Genomic DNA, 23,928 nt, shown 5'->3' with positions numbered 1-23,928 from the left:
ACTAACTGACCGCGGGACAACAGGGGCGCAGGCCCGGAAGGATGAAAACGTGACCACTAAGAGTCGGCTGTTCACCAGTGAGTCGGTAACCGAAGGACACCCCGACAAGATCTGTGACGCCATCAGCGACTCGGTGCTCGACGCGTTGCTCGCCCAGGACCCGAAGTCGCGCGTCGCGGTGGAGACACTGGTGACAACCGGTCAGGTACACGTCGTCGGCGAGGTCACCACCACGGCCAAAGAGGCGTTCGCCGACATCACCCAGATCGTGCGGGACCGCATCCTCGAGATCGGTTACGACTCCTCCGACAAGGGTTTCGACGGCGCCTCCTGTGGAGTGAACGTCGGGATCGGGGCGCAGTCCCCGGACATCGCCCAGGGCGTCGACACCGCCCACGAGGCGCGCGTCGAGGGTGCCGGCGATCCGCTGGACGCCCAGGGCGCCGGCGACCAGGGCCTGATGTTCGGCTACGCCATCAAGGACACCCCCGAACTGATGCCGTTGCCGATCGCGCTGGCGCACCGGCTGTCCCGGCGCCTGACCGAGGTCCGCAAGAACGGTGTGCTCGATTACCTGCGGCCCGACGGCAAGACCCAGGTCACCGTCGCCTACGACGGCACCACCCCGGTGCGGCTGGACACCGTGGTGTTGTCCACCCAGCACGCCGCCGGCATCGATCTGGATGCGACGCTGACCCCCGACATCCGGGAGAAGGTCGTCAACACCGTGTTGGCCGATCTCAACCACGAGACCCTGGACACCTCCGACTTCCGGCTGCTGGTCAACCCGACCGGCAAGTTCGTGCTCGGCGGCCCGATGGGGGACGCCGGCCTGACCGGCCGCAAGATCATCGTCGACACCTACGGCGGCTGGGCCCGCCACGGCGGCGGCGCGTTCTCCGGCAAGGATCCCTCCAAGGTGGACCGTTCGGCGGCCTATGCGATGCGCTGGGTGGCCAAGAACGTGGTGGCCGCGGGGCTGGCCGAGCGCGTCGAGGTGCAGGTGGCCTACGCGATCGGCAAGGCGGCCCCGGTCGGGCTGTTCGTCGAGACGTTCGGCACCGAGACCGTCGACCCCGAACGCATCGAGAAGGCCATCACCAGCGTGTTCGACCTGCGGCCCGGCGCCCTGATCCGCGATCTGGACCTGCTGCGTCCGATCTACGCGCAGACCGCGGCCTACGGCCACTTCGGTCGCACGGATGTCGATCTGCCGTGGGAGCAGCTGAGCAAGGTCGAGGAGCTCAAGGCCAGCGTTTAGCCGGCGGTGAAGGCGTAGTCGTCGAGGTCGAATCGGCGACTACGCAGATCGGCCTCCAACGTCGTCGCCGGCCGCAGCGGCACGTCGCCGTTGCGGTCGAAGTAGTAGCTGTTGGCCTGCGCGCAGCTGTCCTGCCAGAAGATCTGCCGGTGCCGTTTGCGCATCATCTCGGCGAAGTAGCGGGCATTGGCGGCGGTGCGCACCTCGACGCGGGTGGCGCCGTCGTCCCGCGCGCGCCGCAGGCAGCGCACGATGTGTCGGGTCTGGGCCTCGATGAGCGCGAAGAACGAGGATCCGACGTAGCCGGAGGGCCCGCAGACGCAGAAGAAGTTGGGGAAGCCCGGGACGCTGACACCCTCATAGGCCTGCATCCGGTTCGCGCTCCAGAATTGCGCGAGCGTGACGCCCCCGGTGCCGGTCAGCGCGAACGAGGCCGAGTCGACGTCCATCACCTTGAACCCGGTCGCCAGGATCAGCACCTCGAGGTCGTGGCCGGCGCCGTCGCTGGTGACGATCCCCGCCTCGGTGATCTTCTCGAGCGGCTCGGTCACCAGCTCCACGTTGTCGCGGTTGAACGTCGACAGATAGCTGTTGTGGAAACCGGGTCGCTTGCAGCCCACCGCGTACCGGGGGGTGAGCTTGTCGCGCAACACCGGATCGTGCACCTGGGTGCGCAGATAGGCGCGGGCGGCGGCCTCGGCTCGCCTGCCGAACGGCAGCAGCGTGTAGTACTGCGCCGACAGCGGGAAGGTCACCTCGACGAAGGCCTGGCTGAGCAGACGGCCCATCAACTTGCCGCCGGGCACCCGCATCGCCAGCCGCGCCGCCCTGGGCAGCGCGACGTCCGCCTTGGGGAAACACCAGATCGGGGTGCGCTGGAACACCTTGAGCGCCTTGACAATCGGCGCTATCTCGGGAATCACCTGAACCGCCGAGGCGCCGGTGCCGATGATTCCGACCCGCTTGCCGGCCAGGTCGACGTCGTGATCCCACCGCGCGGTGTGCAGGGTGGGACCGACGAAGCCGGCCACCCCGTCGATGTCGGGCAGCTTGGGTTCGTTGAGCACACCGGCGGCGTTGATCAGGTAGCGCGCGGTGACCTCGCCGCCCTCGGTGCTCACCCGCCACTGGTCGCGGGCCTCGTCGAAGGCCGCGCCGGTGACCGTGGTGTGGAACCGGATGCGGTCGCCGATGCCGTACTTGGCCACGCACCGCTCGGCGTAACTCTTGAGTTCGGCGCCCGGCGCGTAGGTGCGCGTCCAGTCCGGGCTCTGCTCGAAGGAGAACTGATAGGAGAACGACGGGATGTCCACGCCGATGCCCGGGTAGGTGTTCCAGTGCCAGGTCCCGCCGACCTCGGGGCCGGCCTCGACGATCAGGTAGTCGCCCAGGCCGGCCTGATCCAGCCGGATCGCGGCGCCGATCCCGGAGAACCCGGCGCCGATGATCAACGTGTGGTGGTCGGGACGGTGCTGACCCATGGCCCCGACTCTAGGCGTGCAGCGCCGACCTCAGGGCGGCCAATCCGCGATCGAGTGCCTCGGTCGCGGCCGGGGCGAACCCGGCGTAGCCCAGATAGCCGTGGATCAGCGATTCGGCGTGGTCGACGGTAACGGCCACGCCGGCCTGCGACAGCAACTCGCCGTAGACCACCCCGTCGTCGCGCAGCGGGTCGTGGCCGGCCACCGCGATGTGCGCCGGCGGTAACCCGGCCAGGCTCTCGGCCCGGCTGGGCGCCAGCGTGGCGGGCAGCCCCGCCGGATCCGTGCGGGCCAGATCCGGGGCGTACCAGTCGCTGAACGCGGTGATCGCGGCCAGATCCAGGATCGGGGCCGCGGCGTTCTCGGTATAGGACGCCAGCGAGGTGTCCCAAGTGATCGCGGGGTACCACAGCAGCTGGAACCGCAATTGCGGGGCGCCGGCGTCGCGGGCCAACTGTGCCAGCACCGCGGCCAGGTTGCCGCCCGCGGAGTCGCCGGCGACCGCCAGGCGGCGCGGATCGCCACCGAACTCGGCGGCGTGGGCCGCGATCCAGCGCAGCACGACCCACACGTCGTCGACAGCTGCCGGGTACGGGTGCTCGGGCGCCAGCCGGTAGTCGACCGCGACGACGACGGCGTCGGCGCCGACCGCGTGCTGGCGGGCGGTGCCGTCGTGCGTCTCGAGGTCGCCGGCCGCGAAGCCACCGCCATGGACGAACAGCACCACCGGCGCCGGCCCGGAATGTCCGGGCGGCCAGTAGATCCGGATCGGGATCGGCCCGGCCGGGCTGTCCACCGCGCGGTCCTCGGCGCGCACCTCGGGGTGCAGCGGGGGCCGCGGCAGATCGCGGAGCGCCTTGCGGGCGGCCGCCGGCCCGTCGTCCGGGGAGAGCCGGAACGGCACGGCCTCGAGGATCTGTTGCAGGATCGGGTCGATGCTCACCATCGGATCAACCTATCGATACCGGTCGGCTACCGTCGCAGAGTGGTATCCGCATCCTGGGCAACACCGGTGCTCCAAACCCGGCTGTGGTTGGCGGGCGCGATCGTGGGCGCCGGCTACGGAGTTTTCCTGCTCGTCACGGCCCTGCGCCTGCCCGCCGGCGCCGACCTGACCGGCCAGTTCGCCGGTCAACCCGTCGTCAAGGCGGCGATGGCGCTGCTGCTGGCCGCGGCCGCGGCCTGTCATCCGGTGCTGCGGGAACGCCGCTGGCTGCTCGGGGCGCTGGTGTTCTCCGCGCTCGGCGACCTGCTGTTGGCGATGCCGTGGTGGGAACCGTCGTTCGTCGGCGGCCTCGGCGCTTTCCTGATCGCGCACCTGTGCTTCCTGGGCGCCCTGCTCCCGCTGGTCGAGGCGTCGCCGCGGCGTGCGGCCGCCGCCGCCGTGGTGGTGGCCGCCTGCGCGGCGCTGCTGGTCTGGTTCTGGCCGCAGCTGGTCGCCGACGGGTTGACCGTGCCGGTCACGGTGTACATCGCGGTGCTCGGGGCGATGGTGTGCGCGGCCCTGCTGGCGCGCCTGTCCACCCCGTGGACCGCGCTGGGCGCGGTGAGCTTCGCGGTGTCGGATTCGATGATCGGGATCAGCGAGTTCATTCGGCACGATCAGCTTCTCGCGGTGGCGATCTGGTGGGCCTACGGGCTGTCGCAGGTGCTGATCACAGCGGGCTTCTTCTTCGGCCGCTGCCCGGCGGATGCCCGGTCCGCGCCGCTGCCGCAGTGACCGCGACCCGCACGGCGGCCGAGCACGAGCCCATCGCGCGGGTGCTGCCGATGCTCACCGTCCCGCATCTGGACCGCGAATTCGACTATCTGGTGAGCGCCGAGCAGTCCGATGACGCGCAGCCCGGGGTCCGGGTCCGGGTGCGCTTCCACGGTCGCCTCATCGACGCCTTCGTCCTGGAGCGGCGCTCGGACACCGACCACGTCGGTCAACTCGGCTGGCTGGATCGCGTGGTGTCCCCGGAGCGGGTGCTGACACCGGAGGTGCGACGGCTGGCCGACGCGGTGGCCGCGCGCTACGCCGGCACCCGCGCCGACGTGCTGCGGCTCGCCATCCCTCCCCGGCACGCCAAGGTCGAACGCGAAACCCCCAAGCCGCCAACGGCGTTGGAGATCGCCCCAGCGGATCCGCAGAGTTGGGGTCGCTACCGGGGCGGCGACCGGTTCCTGGCCGCGCTGGCCGAGGCGCGCGCGGTGCGCGCGGTCTGGCAGGCGCTGCCGGGGGAGTCCTGGGCCGACCGGCTGGCCGACATGGTGGCCGCCGCGGTCAGCGGCGGTCGCGGCGTGCTCGCGGTGGTACCCGATCAGCGTGCCGTCGACGCCCTCTACGCCAGCACCGTCACCAGGCTGGGGGCCACCGGGAACACCACACCGGTGGTCGCGCTGTCGGCCGGGCTGGGACCGTCGGCCCGGTACCGCCGCTGGCTGTCGGTGCTGCGCGGGACGGCAACCGTGGTGATCGGCACCCGCAGCGCGGTTTTCGCGCCGGTGGCCGACCTGGGCCTGGTGCTGGTCTGGGACGACGGCGACGACACCCTGGTCGAGCCGCGCACGCCGTACCCGCACGCCCGCGAGGTGGCGATGCTGCGCGCGCATCAACTGCGCTGCGCGGCGGTCATCGGCGGGTTCGCGCGCACCGCCGAGGCGCACGCGCTGGTGCGCAGCGGCTGGGCCCATGACCTGGTGGCCACCCGGCAGGTGCTGCGCACCTGCGCACCGCGGGTGATCGCCCTCGACGACGACGGCTTCACGCTGGAACGAGACCCCGCCGCGCACACCGCCCGGCTGCCCTCGGTGGCGCTGCGCGCGGCCCGCACGGCGCTGCAGGCCGAGCTGCCGGTGCTGGTGCAGGTGCCGCGCCGCGGCTACGTTCCGTCGCTGGCGTGTGGGAAATGCCGAACCGTGGCGCGGTGCCGGCACTGCACGGGACCGCTGGCGCTGCCGGACCGCGCCGGCGCGGCCCAGTGTCGGTGGTGCGGACGGTCGGATCCGGCGCTGCGGTGCACGCGCTGCGGTTCGGACGCGGTGCGGGCGGTGGTCATCGGGGCGCGCCGCACCGCCGAGGAACTGGGGCGCGCCTTTCCGGGCACCGCGGTCGTGACATCGTCGGGGGAGTCGATGGCGAGCACGGTGGGTCCGGGTCCGGCCGTCGTGGTCGCGACCCCGGGCGCCGAACCGATCGCCCCGAACGGCTACGGCGCGGCGCTGTTGCTGGACGCCTGGGCGCTGCTGGGGCGCCAGGATCTGCGCGCCGCCGAGGACACCCTGCGGCGCTGGCTGGCCGCGTCCGCCATGGTCCGGCCGCACTCGGAGGGGGGCATCGTGGCGGTGGTCGCCGACGCGGCCATTCCGACCGTGCAGTCGCTGGTGCGCTGGGACCCGGTGGGCGCCGCCGAGTCCGAACTGGACTCGCGCACCGAGGTGGGGCTGCCGCCGAGCGTGCACATCGCGGCGCTGGACGGCACCCACGACGGGGTGGCCGCGCTGCTGGCGGCGGCCGAACTGCCCCCCGGGGTGGCGGTGCTGGGCCCGGTGGAACTGCCGACGGGGGCCCGGCGGCCGGCGGGCGTGGCCGCCGACGCCGAGGTGATCCGGATGCTGGCCCGGGTGGGCCGGGGCCACGGTTTGGCGCTGGCGTCGGCGCTGCGGCGGGCCACCGGTGTGCTCAGCGCGCGACGCGACCACGATCCGGTTCGCGTGCAGATCGACCCGCTGCACATAGGCTGAGGGTCCACCGGGCGAGAGGGCGGGGACACATGGGCGGATTCGGCCGCTGGGTCAGGTGGCTGATTCCGTTGCTGATCATCGCCTTTGGTGTGTTGTGGCCAGTACTCTTCAACGGCGGCTCGGGCGGCGACGCCGGGTCGGACCCGGTCACCATCGCCGACTACCGCGCCGAGTTCCGGGTCGACGCCGACGGCAACCTCGAGGCCACCGAATGGATCACGGGCGTGTTCCCGGGCAATCGACACGGCATCTTCCGGTATTGGGATGTGGCCAACCCGAACAACCCGGGCCTGCGGCAGCACCCGAGCATCGACTCGATCCTGATGGACGGGCAGCCGATCCCCTACGCCGAGCAATACGACGACGGTGACCGGTTCCTGGTCGCCAAGATCGGCGACCCCGACCGGTATCTGAGCTACGGCGAACATGTCTTCGAGATCCGCTACCGCATTGCCGGCGTGCTGGATCCGGGTGAGACCGGCGCCAACAAGACCTTCGCCCGCCAGACCGGCGACCCGACGGCGCCCGCGGTCTTCTTCTGGAACGTCGTCGCGCCCGCGTGGAACAACGTGATCGAACGAGCCGACATCACGGTGCACCTACCCGCGGCGGTGACGGGCGCGCAGTGCACGGTGGGCCACGGCACCGGCGGGCCGTGCACCGAGCTGCGCGTCACCGACTCTGTTGTGCACCTCAGCGCGGACAACCTCGCCCCGCACACGCCGGTCACCGTGCGCATCGGGACGGACATCGCGCCCCCGCCGCAGCTCGAGGTGCCCTGGTCCCAGCAGTGGGATCCGGTGTTGGGCCGCACGCTGTCGGGGGTGCTGCTGATCGCGGCGCTGACGGTCGTCGCGGGCGTGCTCGGCACCTGGATGTATCGCCGCACGGTCGAGACGCCACCGGGTTTCCCGTTGCAGTACGCGCCCCCGGACGGGCTCGGACCGGTGCAGAGCGAGTACATCCGCACCGAGTCGGTGAGCTCGAACGCCCTGACCGCCACGCTGTTCCATCTCGCGGCACTGGGGCTGATCACCATCCGGCAGTCCGGCAAGGACGAGTGGGTGCTGGAGAACACCGGCCGCGCGGCGTCCTGGGCGGCCCTGGACCCGGTCAGCAGATCGGTGGCGACCGCGCTCAAGCTGCAGCGTGCCGACGGTCGCTTCCGGGCCAACGGCTCGGTGTCGGCGGGCAAGAAGCTCTCGACCGCGAAATCCGATGTCGCCACCGCCGCGCGGGACTGGGCTTTGACCGAGGGCCTGCTGGTCAAGCGCCGCTCCGAATGGTGGGTGCGGGTGGCCAACGCGCTCGGGTGGGCAGCTCTGGTGCTGGCCGCGATGCGGCTGCTGTTCCCGGTCACGCTGTGGGTATTGCCCTGCGCCGCGTTCGCGCTGTGCTCCGCGCCGGCCTGGCGGCCCGGTGTCGGCACCCGACGCACCGAGGCCGGTCGCGAATTGTGGTCGCGTGCAGGGGGATTCCACCGCATCCTGGCGACCGACGCTGCCGAGTCCCGGTTCGACTTCGCGGCGCGCAAGGATCTCTACACCGCCTACCTGCCGTTCGCGGTGGCCGCCGGCGCCGCCGCACTGTGGGCCAAGAAGTATCGGGACGCGATGGGCACCGACGCCCCACAGCCGGACTGGTATCAGTCCACCGGGGCCGGGGTGTCCTTCACCTCGGGTTCCGGCGCACCCGATTTCGACAGTTTCGAATCCGCGTTGTCCTCATCGATCGGTGCCTACACCGCCTCGCAGTCGTCGTCGTCCTCGAGCGGCGGCGGGGGTGGCGGGGGTGGCGGCGGCGGTGGCGGGGGCGGGGGAGGCGGAGGTTCCTGGTGACGTTCCTGTTGGTGGTCGTGCTGCTGATCGCGGTGGCGGTGCTGGGGGTCATCGTGGTGGGCTACAACAAGATTCGAGCGGCCGACATCCGCGTCGACGAGGCGCTCGGCGGCATCGACGTGCAGTTGACCCGCCGCGCCGCGCTGATCCCCGGTCTGGTCAGCATCGTGGCGTCGTACGCGGCGCATGAACAGGCGGTGCTCGCCGATGTCAGCACCGCCCGCACCGCACTGACCGCCGCGACCGACGGCAAGTCGGTCGCTCGGCGCAGCGCCGCCGAGCGCGAGTTCGACCATGCCGTGGGGCAGGTGTTGGCGTTGGGCCAGACCTACCCGGAGCTGAACTCGTCGAACAATTTCTTGAACCTGCAACAGCACCTCGCCGACACCGAGGACAAACTCGCCTTTGCCCGGCAGTACTACAACGACGCGGTGGCCGCCCTGAACACCGCGATCGGCACCATCCCGTGGATGTTCGTCGCCGGTCCGACGGGGGTCACGGAGCGGGAGTACTACCAGGCACCGCGGTGACTAGACTGTCGCGGTGCGTCTTGTCTTCGCTGGCACCCCAGAACCGGCCCTGCCGGCCTTGCGCCGACTGATCGACTCCGCGCGGCATGAGGTGGTCGCGGTCGTGACCCGCCCCGACGCCGCCGCCGGTCGTCGCGGTCGGCCGGCACCGTCCCCGGTCGCGAAACTGGCTCTCGAAGAGGGTATTTCGGTATTGCGACCGCAGCGACCGAACGATCCGGAGTTCGTCGCCGAACTGACCGCGATCGCCCCGGACTGCTGCGCCGTCGTCGCCTATGGCGCACTGCTCAAGCCGCCGCTGCTCGCGGTGCCCCCACGCGGCTGGATCAATCTGCACTTCTCGCTGCTGCCGGCCTGGCGGGGTGCGGCCCCGGTGCAGGCGGCGATCGCCGCCGGCGACGCGGTCACCGGCGCCACCACGTTCCTGATCGAGCCGGACCTCGACAGCGGCCCGATCTACGGCACCGTCACCGAGACCATCGAGGCCTCTGACACCGCGGGCACGTTGCTGGCGCGGCTGGCCGAATCGGGGGCCGGACTGCTGGCCGCGACCCTGGACGGCATCGCCGACGACGCGCTGCAACCTATCCCGCAGCCGGGCGACGGCATTTCGCTGGCGCCCAAGGTCACCGTCGAGCAGGCCCGGGTCAACTGGGAGTTGCCCGCCCACATCGTGGAGCGGCGGATCCGGGCCTTCACCCCGGCCCCGGGGGCCTGGACCGTGGTCGGCGACGTGCGCCTCAAACTCGGGCCCGTCGAGATCGACGCCGCGGCCCCGCCGCTGCCGGCCGGCGGGATCGAGGCGGGTCGCCGCGACGTGTGGATCGGCACCGGCACCGAGGCGGTGCGTCTCGGTGAGATCCAACCGCCGGGCAAGAAGCCGATGGTGGCCGCCGACTGGGCGCGCGGTGCCCGCCTCGACGCGGAAGCGCGGGCGCTGTGAGCCAGCGGCGCGACCCGCGTCGGCAGCCCCGCCGCGAACTCGATCCCGCGCGGCGCGCGGCGTTCGACGTGCTGCGCGCGGTCTCGGAGCGCGACGCGTATGCCAACCTGGCGTTGCCGGCGCTGCTGCGCGAACGCGACATCACCGGTCGCGACGCGGCCTTCGCCAGCGAGCTGACCTACGGCACCTGCCGCGCGCGCGGTCTGCTCGACGCGATCATCGCCCACGTGGCCGACCGGCCCGTCGAACGGATCGATCCGGTGCTGCTGGATCTGCTGCGCCTCGGCGCCTACCAACTGCTGCGTACGCGCGTCGAACAGCATGCCGCCGTCGCCACCACGGTGGACCAGGCGAAGGTCGAATTCGATGCGGCCCGAGGCGGTTTCGTCAACGCGGTGTTGCGCAAGATCGCCGCGCGCGGTGAGCAGTCCTGGGTGGCGGAGCTGGCCCCGGACCGGCAGGCCGACCCCATCGGCCACGCCGCGTTCACGCATGCGCATCCGCGGTGGGTGGCCCAGAGCTTCGCCGACGCGCTGGGCGCCGACGCGGGCGAGTTGACGGCGCTGCTGGCCGCCGACGACGATCGCCCGCTGGTGCATCTGGCGGCCCGCCCCGGGGTGCTGAGCGCCGCGGAGCTGGCCGACCAGGTCGACGGAACCGTCGGCCGCTATTCGCCGTACGCGGTGTACCTGCCGGGCGGCGACCCGGGCGGATTGGCGGCCGTTCAGGCCGGCACCGCCCTGGTCCAGGACGAGGGCAGCCAACTGGTGGCCCAGGCCTTGACCCGGGCGCCGGTCTCGGGCGACGACGGCGGCCGCTGGTTGGACCTGTGCGCGGGTCCAGGCGGCAAGACCGCGCTGGTCGCGGCGATCGGCGCCGCCACCGGGGCCCGGGTCACCGCGGTGGAACCCGCCGCGCGGCGCGCCGAGATGGTGCGGGAGAACGCCCGCGGACTCGACGTCGAGGTGCTCGAGGTCGACGGCCGCGACGCCGCCCGGTTGCTGACGGGTGGGGCCGCCAAGTTCGACCGGGTGCTCGTCGATGCGCCGTGCACCGGGTTGGGGGCGCTGCGGCGCCGGCCCGAGGCGCGGTGGCGGCGGTCACCGGCCGACGTGCCGGCGCTGGCCAAGCTGCAACGGGAACTGCTCGCCTCGGCGATCGCGGTGACCCGCCCCGGCGGCGTGGTGCTGTATGCGACCTGCTCCCCGCATCTGGTCGAGACCGCGGGGGTGGTGGCCGACGCGGTGCGACGGCACCCGGTCACGGTGCTCGACGCCCGGGACCTGTTCAGCCCCGCCGATCGGCTGGGTGCGGGTCCCTACGTGCAGCTGTGGCCGCATCGGCACGGTACGGATGCGATGTTCGCCGCGGCGCTCACAGTAGGGTGATCGCATGTCCGATTTGCCCGTGACCCCGATGATCGCGCCGTCGATTCTGGCCGCAGATTTCGCCCGGCTGGCCGAGGAGGCCGCCGCCGTCGAGGGCGCCGAATGGCTGCACGTCGACGTGATGGACAACCACTTCGTCCCGAATCTCACGCTCGGTTTGCCGATCGTGGAGAGCCTGTTGAGGGTGACCGAGATCCCGATGGATTGTCACCTGATGATCACCGAACCCGAGCGCTGGGCCCCGCCGTACGCCGAGGCCGGCGCCTACAACGTCACGTTCCACGCCGAGGCCACCGCCAACCCCGTTGCGGTGGCCCGGGACATCCGCGCCGCCGGCGCCAAGGCCGGGTTCGCGATCAAGCCGGGCACGCCGCTCGAGCCCTATCTGGAGTTGCTGCGCGAGTTCGACACGCTGCTGATCATGTCGGTCGAACCGGGCTTCGGCGGGCAGAAGTTCATCCCCGAGGTGCTGGCGAAGGTGGGCACCGCGCGCCGGTTGGTCGACTCCGGTGAACTGCGGATCCTGATCGAGATCGACGGCGGGATCAACGCCGACACCATCGAACAGGCGGCCGAGGCCGGCGTCGACTGTTTCGTCGCGGGATCGGCGGTCTACGGCGCCGAGGACCCCGCCGCGGCGGTGCGGTCGTTGCGCGCCCAGGCCGCCGAGGCGTCGCCGCATCTGCGGTTATGACGTTCGACGCCGCCATGCGGTTGGCGATGGCGCAGGCCGAGCAGGTCAAGGGCAGCACCTATCCGAACCCGCCGGTGGGCGCGGTGATTCTCGATGCCGGCGGCGATGTGGTGGCGGTCGGCGGCACCGAACCGGCCGGTGGTGCGCATGCCGAGGTCGTCGCGCTGCGCCGGGCCGGCGAACGGGCCCGCGGCGGCGCCGCGGTGGTGACCCTGGAACCGTGCAACCATCATGGCCGCACCCCGCCGTGTGTGGATGCGCTGGTGGCAGCGGGCGTTTCGACCGTCGTCTTCGCGGTCCCCGATCCCAACCCGGTGGCCGCCGAGGGCGCCCAAGCGCTGCAGCGGGCCGGCGTCACGACGGTGCCCGGGGTGTTGGCCGGCGAGGTGGCCGGATCGTCGCTGCGGGAGTGGCTGCACAAGGTCCGCACCGCCCGCCCGCACGTCACCTGGAAGTACGCCGCGAGCCTCGACGGGCGCAGTGCCGCCGCGGACGGGTCGAGCCAATGGATCACCAGCGTCGAGGCGCGCGCCGATGTGCATCTGCGCCGCGCGGCCGCCGACGCGATCGTCGTCGGCACCGGGACGGTTTTCGCCGACGACCCGACCTTGACCGCGCGGCGCCCCGACGGCACGCGGTACGACAGCCAGCCCCTGCGAGTGGTGGTCGGTGAACGCGAAATCCCCTCGGCCGCCAGGGTTCTCAACAACGATGCCGCTACCGTGCTGATCCGCTCGCACGACCCGGTCGAGGTGTTGCGGGCCCTTGCCGACCGCACCGACGTGTTCCTCGAGGGTGGACCCACGTTGGCCTCGGCGTTCCTGCGGGCCGGCGTCGTCGACCGCATCTTGGCCTACGTGGCACCGCTGCTGTTGGGCGGGCCCGGCGCGGCCGTCTCCGACGTCGGCGTCCCGGACATCACCGGGGCCCTGCGGTGGCGATTCGACGGAGTCGACCGAATCGGACCGGACCTGCGGCTCAGCCTGATCCCGAACTAGCTCGAATTCGCCAGCACTTCAACGGTTTTGGCGCAGAACGCCGGAAGGTCGTCGGGTTTGCGGCTGGACACCAGGGTGTTCGGTCCGCCGGTGCACACCGCAACCTCCTCGTCGACCCAGTTGCCGCCGGCGTTGATGATGTCGGTGCGCACGCTGGGCCACGAGGTGAGCGTGCGGCCCCGCACCACATCGGCCTCGACCAGCGTCCAGGGCCCGTGGCAGATGACCGTCACCGGCTTGCCCGCAGCGAAGAACGCCTTGGCGAACGCCACGGCCGCGGCGTCGGTGCGCAGGTTGTCGGGATTGGCCACGCCACCGGGCAACACCAGGCCCGCGTAGTCGGCGACCTCGGCGTCGGCGGCGGCCACGTCGGCCTGAAAGACGTCGGCCGCGGTGAGGTGGTGGTACGCCTGCACCTTGCCGACCTCCGTCGACACCAGCACCGGGCTGCCGCCGGCGTTCTGCACGGCCTCCCAGGGCTGGGTGAGCTCGACCTGTTCCACGCCTTCCGGGGCAACCAGGAAGGCCACTTTCATGCCTGTGAGTTCATTCGTCATACCGGCCGGATACCCGATCGGTATGACGAATTCACACTCCTCAGCGGGGTGGTGAGGGCGGGTCTGGTCGGCGGTGCGCCCCGCCGGCACTGGGCAGCCGCGTGGTCGCCGCTTCACCGGCCACCGCCGCGCCCAGCACCTGGGTGGCGGGTTCGGGATCGGCGGAAGTCCCGAGCACGGGGGAGTCCTCGTCGGCGTAGGTGTGCCGACCGGCGATCAACAGCCCGATCAACGCGCCCACCACGCAGACGATCGCGGTGATGCCGAACATGTCGCCGTACTGCATGGCGAACGCGAGTTGGTACCGGGCGCCCTCGGCGGCGAGCCTGGCCGCCAGGTTGTCACCCTCGGCGCGGGGCAGCGACGCGAGGATCTGGTTGAAGCGGTACAGCCCCCACGCGGACAGCGCCGCGACACCGATGAGCATGCCGGTCATGCGGGCCACGACCACCAGTGAGGAGGCGATGCCGTGCTGGGCCGAGGGCACCACTCGCAGCGCCGCAGAGGTCAACGGTCCGATCACCAAACCGAGGCCCAGACCCGCGATCACGAGATCGGTGGCGAACGCCGGGAGCGTGAACAGTCCCAGATCGTGGCTCACCGACAGCACGTCGACGCGCCAGTGCGACACCAGCCAGTAGGCGAAGCCGGCGATCAGCATGCCGGCGAACACCACGACGCGGTCGCCGACGCGGGTCGCGATCGCACCACCGACCACCGCGCCGACGGGCAGGGCGGCCAAGAACCAGCTGAGTTTGAGCGCGGCCTCGACCTGGTTGAGGCCCAGCACGCCCTGACCGAACAGTTCGACGTTGACCAGCGTGACCATCAGCGCCGCACCCGCGCACAACGAGGTGCCCAGCGACGCCAGGAACGGCACGAACTTCACCCCGACCGGATCGATCAGCTTGGTGCGCGAGATCCGTTCCCAGATGAAGAACGCCGCAGTCACCAGGACCGCGACTCCCACCAGCAGCAGGCCGCCCGACGGCAACACCTGCTTGCCGTCGGGTTCGGGGTTGTACAACCCGACGACCAGCAGGCCCAGCGCGATGGCGAGCAGCAGCCCGCCGATGACATCCACCCGCTCGCGCGGACCGGCGCCGCGGTTGTGGGCGGGGACGCTGAAATGGATCATCACCATGGCCAGCGCGGCCAGCGGGATGTTGATCCAGAACACATCGCGCCAGGAATTGAGCATCGAGACCACCGCGATGCCCCACAGTGGACCCAGCACACAGCCGAGTTCCTGGGCGGCACCGATACCGCCGAGGACCGCGGCGCGGTTGCGCGCGGCCCACAGGTCGGCCGCCAGGGCGAGCGTCACCGGCAGCAGCGCGCCGGCCGCGACGCCGAGGATGACGCGCCCGATCACCAACGTGGTCAGGTCGTCGGCCATCGCGGTGACCGCCGAGCCGATCGCAAAGCCGGCCAGGCCGACCTGCAGCACCAGCTTGCGGCCGACCCGGTCCGAGGTTCGGCCCAGCAGCGGCATCGCCGCGATGTAGCCGAGCAGGTACCCGGTGATGATGGGCGCGACCTGCTGGATCTTGTTGATCGGGATGCCGACGTCTCGCATGATGTCGGTCATGATCGTGACCACGACGTAGGTGTCGATGGCCCCGAGCAGGACGGCAAGGCCGCCCGCGCTGATGGCGGTCCAGCGCCGCGTTTCCGGACGCATTACACCTGCGGCTTGGTCACGGTGACCGGCTCGTTCCACTTCGACAGCGTCAGCTGAATCGAGCTGTCGTCGCTCGGTTCGATCTCGGCGCGGACCAGGTTGTGCTCACCGCCGTTCTCGATCCATGCGGTCCCGGGCACCGGAGCCGTGGCCTGCACCGACGGGATCAGCTGATTGACCGCGTCGGCGCTGATCTGACCGGTGACCTTGACCGTGTCGACGCCGTCGATCTTCTCGGTGCTCTCGGACTTGGCGTCGGAGAAGTTGGCCAGCAGGTTGGCGACCCCGGTGTCGGGGTTGAGGATCGTCGACGGATCGTAGATGTCGGCGGCCGGACCCATGTCCAGCCAGCTGTCCGGGGTCAGGGCCGCGAACAGGATGTTGTCGATGACCACCAGGTCGACGTCGACGTCGGAGCCGGCCATGGAGATCTTGGCGCTGCCCTGAACCGCGGTGGCCGGCACGTTGGTGAGGTCGCCGGTGAGCGTCTTGACCGGAAGGCCTTTGATGGTGCCGTCGACGACGATGTCGAGGTGTGCGCTCTGCAGCCCCTTGGTGGTCTGGCTGGACTGTTGCAGCAGGCCCGGTGCGTCGGGCAGGGACTCGGAGGAGGTCTCCGCGGCCGACGAGCACCCCACCACCAAAGCGGTGGCAGCGCCGGCGGCGGCGAGGGACAGGACAATCCGGGACATGAGTCGGCGCGGTTGCATGACTGCATCGTAGAGGGTGCCGGACCGCCGCTGCGTTTCCTCAGGGCAGATGGGTAGCCTTAGCGCCCGTGTTCACCGGAATCGTTGAAGAACTGGGCGAGGTCGTCGGCAAGGAAGACCTGTCCGACGCCGCGCGGTTCGTCATCCGCGGGCCCATCGTCACCGCGGACGCCGGCCACGGTGACTCGATCGCGGTCAACGGCGTGTGTCTGACCGTCGTCGAGGTGCTCCCGGACGGCAGGTTCAGTGCCGACGTGATGGCCGAGACCCTCGACCGGTCCAGCCTGCAGGCCCTGAGCCCGGGATCGCGGGTCAATCTGGAGCGCGCCGCGGCCGTCAACAGCCGGCTGGGCGGTCACATCGTGCAGGGGCACGTCGACGGCACCGGACAGGTGGTGTCACGAACGCCATCGCAGCATTGGGAAGTGGTGCGGATCACACTGCCCGACGCGCTGTCGCGGTACGTCGTGGAGAAGGGCTCGATCACCGTCGACGGCATCTCGCTGACGGTGTCCGGCCTCGGTGAACGCGACGTCGACACCGATTCGGACTGGTTCGAGGTCTCCCTGATCCCGACCACGCTGGCGATGACCACATTGGGCACCGCGGCGGTGGGCACCCCGGTGAACCTCGAGGTCGATGTCATCGCCAAATACGTCGAGCGACTGCTCAGCGCCAAGGGGAAGTAATCCACGCGCCGGTGTGGTTCATACTGTTGGGACCAATGTGCATGAGTTCGTGATGAACTCCCAGTGAAAAGCGGCAGGGTGGCAGAGATGACGAGGCTCGAAACCGTCGAAAGGGCGGTCGCCGATATTGCGGCGGGCAAGGCCGTGGTCGTCATCGACGATGAAGACCGGGAGAACGAAGGCGATCTGATCTTCGCCGCCGAGATGGCCACCCCGGAACTCGTTGCCTTCATGGTGCGCTACACCTCCGGGTACCTGTGCGTGCCGCTGGACGGCGACATCTGCGACAAGCTGGGCCTGCTGCCCATGTATGCGGTCAACCAGGACAAGCACGGCACCGCCTACACCGTCACGGTGGACGCGAAACTCGGTGTGGGAACTGGCATTTCGGCATCCGATCGGGCCACCACCATGCGCTTGCTGGCCGACCCGGACAGCGTCGCAGACGATTTCACCAAACCGGGCCACGTCGTGCCGCTGCGCGCCAAGGACGGCGGGGTGCTGCGGCGCCCCGGTCACACCGAGGCGGCCGTCGACCTCGCGCGGCTGGCCGGCCTGCAACCCGCCGGCGCGATCTGCGAGATCGTCAGCCAGAAGGACGAAGGTGCCATGGCGCGCACCGAGGAGTTGCGGGTCTTCGCCGACGAACACCAACTGGCAATGATCTCCATCGCCGACCTGATCGAGTGGCGCCGCAAGCACGAGAAGCATGTCGACCGCATCGCCGAGGCCCGCATCCCGACCCGGCACGGCGAATTCCGGGCGGTCGGCTACAAGAGCGTCTACGAGGAAGTCGAACACGTCGCGCTGGTGCGTGGCGAGATCGCCGGGCCGCACAGCGACGGCGAGGACGTGCTGGTGCGGGTGCACTCCGAATGCCTGACCGGCGATGTGTTCGGGTCGCGACGCTGCGACTGCGGCCCGCAACTGGACGCCGCGATGGCGATGATCGCACGCGAGGGCCGCGGCGTCGTGCTGTACATGCGGGGCCACGAGGGCCGCGGCATCGGCCTGATGCACAAGCTGCAGGCCTATCAGTTGCAGGACGCGGGCGACGACACCGTGGACGCGAATCTCAAGCTCGGCCTGCCCGCGGACGCCCGCGACTACGGCATCGGCGCGCAGATCCTGGTGGATCTGGGGATCCGGTCCATGCGGTTGCTGACCAACAACCCGGCCAAGCGGGTCGGTCTCGACGGTTACGGCCTGCACATCACCGAGCGGGTGCCGCTGCCGGTGCGCGCCAACGCCGAGAACATCCGCTACCTGCTGACCAAGCGGGACCGGATGGGCCACGACCTGACCGGGCTGGATGACTACCACGAGTCGACCACGATGGACGGCTACGACGAGGCCGTCTATCTGCTGGGGGACCGGCACACACCGGCCCCGACCGACCTGACCGGAAACGCTCCGTGAGCGGCGGCGCCGGCGTTCCGACGATGCCGGAACTCGACGCCGCACAGGTCTCGCTGGCCATCGTGGCGAGCACCTGGCACACCGCGATCTGTGACGCGCTGCTCGACGGGGCGCTGCGGGTGGCCAAGGCCGCCGGGGTGACCGAACCGACCGTGGTGCGGGTGCTCGGCGCGATCGAGATTCCGGTGGTGGCCCAGGAGTTGGCCCGCCGCCACGATGCGGTGGTGGCCCTCGGTGTCGTGATCCGGGGCCAGACACCGCATTTCGACTACGTCTGCGATGCGGTGACGCAGGGGCTGACGCGGGTGTCCTTGGACGAGGCCACTCCCGTCGCCAACGGTGTGCTCACCACCGACACCGAGGAGCAGGCACTGGACCGCGCCGGACTGCCCGGATCGGCCGAGGACAAGGGCGAGCAGGCGGCGGCGGCCGCCCTGAGCACCGCATTGACGCTGCGGGACCTGCGCACGGCCAGGTGACGCCGGTGGCCGAGGAGCCCGTCTGGGATGCGGTGTTGCGGCCGCGGCTGACGCCCATCTTCGCCGTGGTCGCGGCCATCGTGATCGCGCTGGCGCACATCGTGGTCGGTTTCCTGCTGACCGTCAGGTCCAGCGGGGTGATCTTCCAAACCGCCGATCAGGTGGCCATCGGCGCGCTCGGTGTGGTGATCGGGGGCGCGGTGCTGCTGTTCACCCGGCCGCGGTTGCGGATCGGCCCGCAAGGTATCTCGGTGCGGAATCTACTGGGCGACAAGCTGGTTAGCTGGCCCGACGTCAAGGACGTCTCATTTCACGAGGGTGCGCGCTGGGCCAGGCTCGATCTGCCCGACGACGAGTACGTCCCGGTGATGGCAATCCAGCAGGTGGACAAGGTGCGGGCGGTGGAGTCGATGGAGACCGTGCGCACGCTGATGGTCAAGTACGGGGCCGGGGGTTAGTTCACCTGCCGGGGCCCGTCGCGCCGCGGTACTAGGCTGGAACAGTGCCTGATCCAGCGACGTACCGCCCCGCCCCGGGATCCATCCCGGTCGAGCCGGGCGTCTACCGGTTCTCCGATCAGCACGGCCGGGTGATCTACGTCGGCAAGGCCAAGAGCCTACGCAGCCGACTCACCTCCTACTTCGCCGACATCTCCGGCCTGCACCCGCGGACCCGGCAGATGGTCACCACGGCCGCCAAGGTCGAATGGACCGTCGTCGCCACCGAGGTCGAGGCGCTGCAACTCGAATACAACTGGATCAAGGAATTCGATCCGCGTTTCAACGTCCGCTACCGCGACGACAAGTCGTATCCGGTGCTGGCCGTCACGCTCAACGAGGAGTACCCCCGGCTGTTCGTCTACCGCGGCCCGCGCCGCAAGGGGGTGCGCTACTTCGGTCCGTACTCGCACGCCTGGGCGATCCGGGAGACCCTGGACCTGCTCACCCGGGTGTTCCCCGCCCGCACCTGCTCGACCGGAGTGTTCAAGCGGCACAGTCAGATCGGCCGCCCCTGCCTGCTCGGCTACATCGACAAGTGCTCGGCGCCCTGCGTGGGCCGGGTCAGCGCCGACGAACACCGCAAGATCGTCGAGGATTTCTGTGATTTCCTCTCCGGTAAGACCGACCGCTTCGCGCGCGAACTCGAGCACCGGATGACCGCGGCCGCCGAGGTGCTGGATTTCGAGCGGGCCGCCCGGCTGCGCGATGACCTGTCGGCGCTGCGGCGGGCGCTGGAGAAGCAGGCCGTGGTACTCGGTGACGGCACCGACGCCGACGTCGTCGCGTTCGCCGACGACGACCTCGAGGCCGCGGTGCAGGTGTTCCACGTCCGTGGCGGCCGGGTGCGCGGCCAACGCGGCTGGATTGTCGAAAAATCCAGCGAGCCGGGAGATCTGGTGGAGACCGTCCAGGAGCAGCTCGTCGAGCAGTTCCTCACCCAGTTCTACGGTGAACAGGCCGAGCTCGGTAGCGCCAGCGACCTCGGCGGCGACGAGACGGCCAATCCGGTGCCGCGGGAGGTCCTGGTGCCGTGCCTGCCCGGCGACGCCGAGCAGGTGGCCGCCTGGCTGTCGGGGCTGCGCGGGTCCCGGGTCGCGTTGCGGGTGCCCCGACGGGGCGACAAGAAGGACCTGGCCGAGACCGTGCGCCGCAATGCGGTCGAGGCGCTGCAGCAGCACAAGCTCAGGCGGGCCGGCGATTTCAATGCCAGATCTGCTGCCCTGCAGGGAATTCAGGAGGCGCTCGGGTTGGCCGATGCGCCGCTGCGGATCGAGTGTGTGGACATCAGCCACGTGCAGGGCACCGATGTGGTGGCCTCGCTGGTGGTATTCGAGGATGGGCTGCCCCGCAAGTCCGACTATCGGCACTACACGATCAAGGAGGCGGCCGGCGACGGCCGCTCCGACGACGTCGCGTCCATCGCCGAGGTGACCCGGCGCCGGTTCTGGCGGCACCTGCAAGACAGTCAGAACACCGAAGAGCTTGCTCCCGAAGGGAAATCGAGACGGTTTGCTTATCCACCCAATCTCTATGTGGTCGACGGCGGCGCTCCCCAGGTCAACGCCGCCGCCGCGGTGCTGGCGGAGTTGGGCATCACCGATGTCGCGGTGGTCGGGCTGGCCAAGCGGCTCGAGGAGATCTGGGTGCCCGGGGAACCCGATCCGGTGATCATGCCGCGCACCAGCGAGGGGCTCTATCTGCTGCAGCGGGTGCGGGACGAGGCGCATCGCTTTGCCATCACCTTCCACCGCAGTAAGCGGTCGAAGCGCATGACGGCCTCGGCGCTGGATGCCATCCCGGGCCTGGGCGAGCATCGGCGCCGTGCCCTGGTGACCCACTTCGGTTCGGTGGCCCGGCTCAAACAGGCCTCGGTGGCCGAGATCACCTCGGTGCCCGGGATCGGGCTCGCGACGGCCACGGCGGTGCTCGACGCGCTCGGTGTGCGACCTGCCGAGACCGGCACCGAAGTCGCGGATTCTGGGGGATCGGCCCCCTCCGACGCCGCCGTGGGCGATGATGGCAGCGCTGAACGGACATCGAGATGACGGACGGTACAAACGAAGTGGTACGTGGCGCCGACGCGGGGGAGGTCGGGGCGGACGGCGGATCGGGTATCGACGTGGTGCTGGTCACCGGCCTGTCCGGAGCGGGCCGCGGCACCGCGGCCAAGGTGCTCGAGGATCTGGGCTGGTATGTGGCAGACAACCTGCCGCCGGAGCTGATCGCGCGGATGGTCGACCTGGGCCTGGCGGCGGGCTCGCGCATCACCCAACTCGCGGTGGTGATGGACGCCCGGTCCAAGGGCTTCACCGGCAACCTCGACTCGGTGCGCACCGAACTGGCCACCCGCGACATCGCCCCCCGGGTGTTGTTCCTGGAGGCCTCCGACGAGATGTTGGTGCGGCGCTACGAGAACAATCGGCGCAGCCACCCCCTGCAGGGCGAGCTGACGCTGGCCGAGGGGATTGCCGCCGAGCGCGCGATGCTCGCGCCGGTGCGGGCCTCGGCGGACCTGGTGATCGACACCTCGCGGTTGTCGGTGCGCGAACTGCGGGAGAGCATCGAGCGGGCGTTCGGACCCGAGACCGTGCCGGTCACCAGCGTCACCGTCGAGTCGTTCGGATTCAAATACGGTCTGCCGATGGACTCCGACATGGTGATGGATGTGCGGTTCCTGCCCAATCCGCACTGGGTCGACGAGTTGCGCAACCACACCGGTCAGCATCCGGCGGTGCGCGACTACGTACTCGGCCAACCGGGCGCCGAACACTTTCTCGACACCTACCATGAACTGCTGGGGCTGGTGGTCGACGGCTATCGGCGGGAGGGCAAGCGATACATGACGGTGGCCATCGGTTGTACCGGCGGTAAGCATCGCAGCGTGGCGATGGCCGAGGCGCTGGCCGAGCGGCTGCGCCGCGGCGACGGCCTGGCGGTGCGGGCGCTGCACCGGGATTTGGGCCGCGAATGACGGCGCAGCGAATCGTCGCGCTCGGCGGCGGCCACGGCTTGTACGCGACCCTGTCGGCGGCCCGGCGGTTGACGCCGCATGTCACGGCGGTGGTGACGGTCGCCGACGACGGCGGGTCCTCGGGGCGGCTCCGCAGCGAACTCGACATCGTGCCCCCCGGCGATCTGCGAATGGCGTTGGCCGCGTTGGCATCCGACAGCCCGCACGGCCGGCTGTGGGCGACCATCATCCAGCACCGCTTCGGCGGCAACGGCGCCCTGGCAGGCCATCCCATCGGCAATCTCATGCTGGCCGGGCTCAACGAGGTGCTGGCCGACCCGGTGGCCGCCCTCGACGAGGTCGGACGCATCCTCGGGGTCAAGGGCCGGGTGCTGCCGATGTGCCCGATCGCGCTGCAGATCGAGGCCGATGTGGCCGGCCTGGAATCCGATCCGCGGATGAGTCGATCGATCCGCGGTCAGGTGGCCATCGCCACCACACCCGGCAACGTGCGTCGGGTCCGGCTGCTGCCGGGTAACCCGCCGGCCACCCGGCAGGCCGTCGACGCGATCATGGACGCCGACCTGGTGGTGCTCGGGCCAGGCTCCTGGTTCACCAGCGTCATCCCGCACCTGCTGGTGCCGGGCCTGGCCGCGGCACTGCGGGCCACCACGGCCCGGCGAGCGCTGGTGCTCAATCTCGCCGATCAGCCCGGCGAGACGGCCGGATTCTCGGCCGAGCGGCATCTGCACGTGCTCTCGCAGCACGCGCCGGAGTTCACCGTGCACGACATCGTCGTGGACGCCGACCGGGTGTCCGGCGAGCGTGAACGCGGCCAATTGCGGCGCACCGCGAGCATGCTCGCCGCCGAGGTGCAGTTTGCTGACGTCTCCCGAGCTGGTACACCATTACATGACCCGGCAAAGCTGGCCGCGGCCCTGCTGGCGGTGGGACAGCGGGGGGAGATGCCAACGATGCCCACGACGGCTACCGTGCCGACAACGGCCCCCGGCGAACGGGATGGAACGCGTCTGAATGGACCGAGAGGTGACGACCCGTGGCGATGACGGCTGAGGTTAAGGATGAACTGAGCCGACTGGTGGTGAATTCCGTCAGTGCGCGGCGCGCCGAGGTGGCGTCGTTGTTGCGGTTCGCCGGCGGGTTGCACATCGTGGCCGGCCGGGTGGTCGTCGAGGCCGAGGTCGACCTGGGCATCATCGCCCGCCGACTGCGCAAGGACATCTTCGACCTGTACGGGTACAACGCCATCGTTCATGTGTTGTCGGCCAGCGGAATTCGCAAGAACACCCGTTACGTGGTGCGGGTCGCCAAGGACGGCGAGGCGTTGGCCCGGCAGACCGGCCTGCTCGATCTGCGGGGCCGCCCGGTGCGCGGCCTGCCCGCCCAGGTGGTCGGCGGCAACGTCGGCGACGCCGAAGCGGCCTGGCGGGGCGCGTTTCTGGCGCACGGGTCGTTGACCGAACCCGGCCGCTCCTCGGCACTGGAGGTCAGCTGCCCCGGACCGGAGGCCGCCCTGGCACTGGTCGGCGCGGCTCGCCGGCTCGGGGTCAGCGCCAAGGCCCGGGAGGTGCGCGGCGCGGACCGGGTGGTGGTGCGCGACGGTGAGGCGATCGGCGCGCTGCTGACCCGGATGGGCGCCCAGGACACCCGGCTCACCTGGGAGGAGCGCCGGATGCGCCGCGAGGTCCGGGCGACCGCCAACCGGCTGGCCAACTTCGATGACGCCAACCTGCGCCGATCGGCGCGCGCCGCGGTCGCCGCGGCGGCGCGGGTGGAGCGCGCGCTGGCCATTCTCGGCGATGGTGTGCCGGATCACCTGGCGGCCGCGGGCAAACTTCGGGTCGAGCATCGTCAGGCTTCGCTGGAGGAGCTCGGCCGGCTCGCGGACCCACCGATGACGAAAGACGCTGTAGCCGGCCGTATTCGGCGACTGTTGTCGATGGCCGACCGCAAGGCCAAACAGGACGGCATCCCCGACACCGAGTCGGCCGTCACCCCGGAGTTGCTCGAAGACGCCTGATCGGGTGGCCCGCGGGTAATCGGAACCAACCTGCGTGGGG

Annotated in this window: 22 protein-coding genes; 17 read left to right on the top strand and 5 right to left on the bottom strand. The window is 70.6% G+C overall.

All coding sequences use genetic code 11. The features are described from left to right. Positions 1 to 49 precede the first annotated feature (49 nt). Positions 50 to 1,261 (top strand): methionine adenosyltransferase, encoded by a 1,212-nt coding sequence (gene metK, locus RCP80_RS13785; RefSeq protein ID WP_308478204.1) that lies wholly within the window; start codon positions 50 to 52, stop codon positions 1,259 to 1,261. Here the strand turns inward: metK and RCP80_RS13780 are convergent. Both RCP80_RS13780 and RCP80_RS13775 read right to left on the bottom strand, forming a co-directional pair. Continuing rightward, positions 1,258 to 2,742 (bottom strand): flavin-containing monooxygenase, encoded by a 1,485-nt coding sequence (locus tag RCP80_RS13780; RefSeq protein ID WP_308478203.1) that lies wholly within the window; start codon positions 2,740 to 2,742, stop codon positions 1,258 to 1,260. The two genes, metK and RCP80_RS13780, sit on opposite strands and share 4 nt — an antisense overlap. Positions 2,743 to 2,752: 10 nt before the next feature. Next, the gene (locus tag RCP80_RS13775) at positions 2,753 to 3,688 is read right to left on the bottom strand and encodes an alpha/beta hydrolase (protein WP_308478202.1); all 936 of its coding nucleotides are present in this window, start codon (positions 3,686 to 3,688) and stop codon (positions 2,753 to 2,755) included. Positions 3,689 to 3,727: 39 nt separating this feature from the next. Between RCP80_RS13775 and RCP80_RS13770 the strand changes: the two genes are divergently transcribed. The 8 genes from RCP80_RS13770 to ribD are packed head-to-tail and all read left to right on the top strand — an operon-like array spanning position 3,728 to position 12,859. Continuing rightward, a complete protein-coding gene (locus RCP80_RS13770) occupies positions 3,728 to 4,462 on the top strand; it encodes a lysoplasmalogenase (RefSeq protein WP_373693345.1) in 735 nt (244 codons plus the stop codon). Further along, positions 4,459 to 6,468, top strand: coding sequence for a primosomal protein N' (locus RCP80_RS13765; protein ID WP_373693344.1), 2,010 nt, complete (start codon positions 4,459 to 4,461; stop codon positions 6,466 to 6,468). The genes RCP80_RS13770 and RCP80_RS13765 overlap by 4 nt, the downstream gene beginning before the upstream one ends. Before the next feature lie 29 nt (positions 6,469 to 6,497). Then, the gene (locus RCP80_RS13760) at positions 6,498 to 8,306 is read left to right on the top strand and encodes a DUF2207 domain-containing protein (RefSeq protein WP_308478201.1); all 1,809 of its coding nucleotides are present in this window, start codon (positions 6,498 to 6,500) and stop codon (positions 8,304 to 8,306) included. Further along, positions 8,300 to 8,836, top strand: a complete 537-nt coding sequence (locus RCP80_RS13755) for a LemA family protein (RefSeq protein WP_308482838.1) — start codon at positions 8,300 to 8,302, stop codon at positions 8,834 to 8,836. Before RCP80_RS13760 ends, RCP80_RS13755 begins: the two co-directional genes overlap by 7 nt. A 13-nt stretch (positions 8,837 to 8,849) precedes the next feature. Further along, positions 8,850 to 9,779, top strand: coding sequence for a methionyl-tRNA formyltransferase (fmt, locus tag RCP80_RS13750; protein WP_308478200.1), 930 nt, complete (start codon positions 8,850 to 8,852; stop codon positions 9,777 to 9,779). Next, the gene (locus RCP80_RS13745) at positions 9,776 to 11,167 is read left to right on the top strand and encodes an RsmB/NOP family class I SAM-dependent RNA methyltransferase (protein ID WP_308478199.1); all 1,392 of its coding nucleotides are present in this window, start codon (positions 9,776 to 9,778) and stop codon (positions 11,165 to 11,167) included. Before fmt ends, RCP80_RS13745 begins: the two co-directional genes overlap by 4 nt. A 4-nt stretch (positions 11,168 to 11,171) precedes the next feature. Continuing rightward, complete coding sequence (rpe, locus tag RCP80_RS13740) at positions 11,172 to 11,861, top strand: ribulose-phosphate 3-epimerase (RefSeq protein WP_308478198.1); 690 nt, start codon at positions 11,172 to 11,174, stop codon at positions 11,859 to 11,861. Next, positions 11,858 to 12,859, top strand: a complete 1,002-nt coding sequence (gene ribD, locus RCP80_RS13735; protein WP_308478197.1) for a bifunctional diaminohydroxyphosphoribosylaminopyrimidine deaminase/5-amino-6-(5-phosphoribosylamino)uracil reductase RibD — start codon at positions 11,858 to 11,860, stop codon at positions 12,857 to 12,859. Before rpe ends, ribD begins: the two co-directional genes overlap by 4 nt. Here the strand turns inward: ribD and RCP80_RS13730 are convergent. Genes RCP80_RS13730 through RCP80_RS13720 form a run of 3 tightly spaced genes read right to left on the bottom strand, consistent with a single transcriptional unit; the run spans position 12,856 to position 15,810 of the window. Continuing rightward, positions 12,856 to 13,416 carry a type 1 glutamine amidotransferase domain-containing protein gene (locus RCP80_RS13730; protein WP_308478196.1) on the bottom strand — a complete coding sequence of 187 codons (561 nt, stop codon included), beginning with the start codon at positions 13,414 to 13,416 and terminating at the stop codon, positions 12,856 to 12,858. The two genes, ribD and RCP80_RS13730, sit on opposite strands and share 4 nt — an antisense overlap. A 40-nt stretch (positions 13,417 to 13,456) precedes the next feature. After that, entirely contained in the window at positions 13,457 to 15,100 is a 1,644-nt protein-coding gene (locus RCP80_RS13725) for an MFS transporter (RefSeq protein ID WP_308478195.1), read from the bottom strand. Then, positions 15,100 to 15,810 carry an LppX_LprAFG lipoprotein gene (locus tag RCP80_RS13720; RefSeq protein WP_308478194.1) on the bottom strand — a complete coding sequence of 237 codons (711 nt, stop codon included), beginning with the start codon at positions 15,808 to 15,810 and terminating at the stop codon, positions 15,100 to 15,102. Before RCP80_RS13720 ends, RCP80_RS13725 begins: the two co-directional genes overlap by 1 nt. A 68-nt stretch (positions 15,811 to 15,878) precedes the next feature. Between RCP80_RS13720 and RCP80_RS13715 the strand changes: the two genes are divergently transcribed. From RCP80_RS13715 to whiA, 8 genes are all read left to right on the top strand, one after another. After that, the gene (locus RCP80_RS13715) at positions 15,879 to 16,499 is read left to right on the top strand and encodes a riboflavin synthase (protein WP_308478193.1); all 621 of its coding nucleotides are present in this window, start codon (positions 15,879 to 15,881) and stop codon (positions 16,497 to 16,499) included. Positions 16,500 to 16,586: 87 nt separating this feature from the next. Then, positions 16,587 to 17,918: a bifunctional 3,4-dihydroxy-2-butanone-4-phosphate synthase/GTP cyclohydrolase II gene (locus RCP80_RS13710; protein ID WP_308478192.1), complete on the top strand. Its 1,332-nt coding sequence runs from the start codon at positions 16,587 to 16,589 to the stop codon at positions 17,916 to 17,918. Next, positions 17,915 to 18,397 carry a 6,7-dimethyl-8-ribityllumazine synthase gene (ribH, locus tag RCP80_RS13705; RefSeq protein WP_308478191.1) on the top strand — a complete coding sequence of 161 codons (483 nt, stop codon included), beginning with the start codon at positions 17,915 to 17,917 and terminating at the stop codon, positions 18,395 to 18,397. Before RCP80_RS13710 ends, ribH begins: the two co-directional genes overlap by 4 nt. Continuing rightward, positions 18,394 to 18,855 carry a PH domain-containing protein gene (locus tag RCP80_RS13700; protein WP_373693343.1) on the top strand — a complete coding sequence of 154 codons (462 nt, stop codon included), beginning with the start codon at positions 18,394 to 18,396 and terminating at the stop codon, positions 18,853 to 18,855. The genes ribH and RCP80_RS13700 overlap by 4 nt, the downstream gene beginning before the upstream one ends. Before the next feature lie 44 nt (positions 18,856 to 18,899). Next, positions 18,900 to 20,942 (top strand): excinuclease ABC subunit UvrC, encoded by a 2,043-nt coding sequence (gene uvrC, locus RCP80_RS13695; RefSeq protein ID WP_308478189.1) that lies wholly within the window; start codon positions 18,900 to 18,902, stop codon positions 20,940 to 20,942. Then, positions 20,939 to 21,868, top strand: coding sequence for an RNase adapter RapZ (gene rapZ / locus RCP80_RS13690; protein WP_308478188.1), 930 nt, complete (start codon positions 20,939 to 20,941; stop codon positions 21,866 to 21,868). Before uvrC ends, rapZ begins: the two co-directional genes overlap by 4 nt. After that, the gene (gene yvcK, locus RCP80_RS13685; protein ID WP_308478187.1) at positions 21,865 to 22,914 is read left to right on the top strand and encodes a uridine diphosphate-N-acetylglucosamine-binding protein YvcK; all 1,050 of its coding nucleotides are present in this window, start codon (positions 21,865 to 21,867) and stop codon (positions 22,912 to 22,914) included. Before rapZ ends, yvcK begins: the two co-directional genes overlap by 4 nt. After that, positions 22,911 to 23,888 carry a DNA-binding protein WhiA gene (gene whiA / locus RCP80_RS13680; RefSeq protein ID WP_308478186.1) on the top strand — a complete coding sequence of 326 codons (978 nt, stop codon included), beginning with the start codon at positions 22,911 to 22,913 and terminating at the stop codon, positions 23,886 to 23,888. The genes yvcK and whiA overlap by 4 nt, the downstream gene beginning before the upstream one ends. Positions 23,889 to 23,928: the final 40 nt, after the last annotated feature.

This window comes from Mycolicibacterium sp. MU0053 (genome assembly GCF_963378095.1).
GTDB classification, from domain to species: domain Bacteria; phylum Actinomycetota; class Actinomycetes; order Mycobacteriales; family Mycobacteriaceae; genus Mycobacterium; species Mycobacterium burgundiense.
This window is presented reverse-complemented; position numbering and strand designations above follow the sequence as displayed.

Coding starts and splice junctions, on each gene's coding strand:
- RCP80_RS13775 (WP_308478202.1), bottom strand. CDS start 3,688: ATGGTGAGCATCGACCCGATCCTGCAACAGATCCTCGAGGCCGTGCCG.
- RCP80_RS13760 (WP_308478201.1), top strand. CDS start 6,498: ATGGGCGGATTCGGCCGCTGGGTCAGGTGGCTGATTCCGTTGCTGATC.
- ribD (WP_308478197.1), top strand. CDS start 11,858: ATGACGTTCGACGCCGCCATGCGGTTGGCGATGGCGCAGGCCGAGCAG.
- rpe (WP_308478198.1), top strand. CDS start 11,172: ATGTCCGATTTGCCCGTGACCCCGATGATCGCGCCGTCGATTCTGGCC.
- RCP80_RS13780 (WP_308478203.1), bottom strand. CDS start 2,742: ATGGGTCAGCACCGTCCCGACCACCACACGTTGATCATCGGCGCCGGG.
- whiA (WP_308478186.1), top strand. CDS start 22,911: ATGACGGCTGAGGTTAAGGATGAACTGAGCCGACTGGTGGTGAATTCC.
- rapZ (WP_308478188.1), top strand. CDS start 20,939: ATGACGGACGGTACAAACGAAGTGGTACGTGGCGCCGACGCGGGGGAG.
- yvcK (WP_308478187.1), top strand. CDS start 21,865: ATGACGGCGCAGCGAATCGTCGCGCTCGGCGGCGGCCACGGCTTGTAC.
- RCP80_RS13730 (WP_308478196.1), bottom strand. CDS start 13,416: ATGACGAATGAACTCACAGGCATGAAAGTGGCCTTCCTGGTTGCCCCG.
- RCP80_RS13720 (WP_308478194.1), bottom strand. CDS start 15,810: ATGCAACCGCGCCGACTCATGTCCCGGATTGTCCTGTCCCTCGCCGCC.
- RCP80_RS13725 (WP_308478195.1), bottom strand. CDS start 15,100: ATGCGTCCGGAAACGCGGCGCTGGACCGCCATCAGCGCGGGCGGCCTT.
- RCP80_RS13710 (WP_308478192.1), top strand. CDS start 16,587: ATGACGAGGCTCGAAACCGTCGAAAGGGCGGTCGCCGATATTGCGGCG.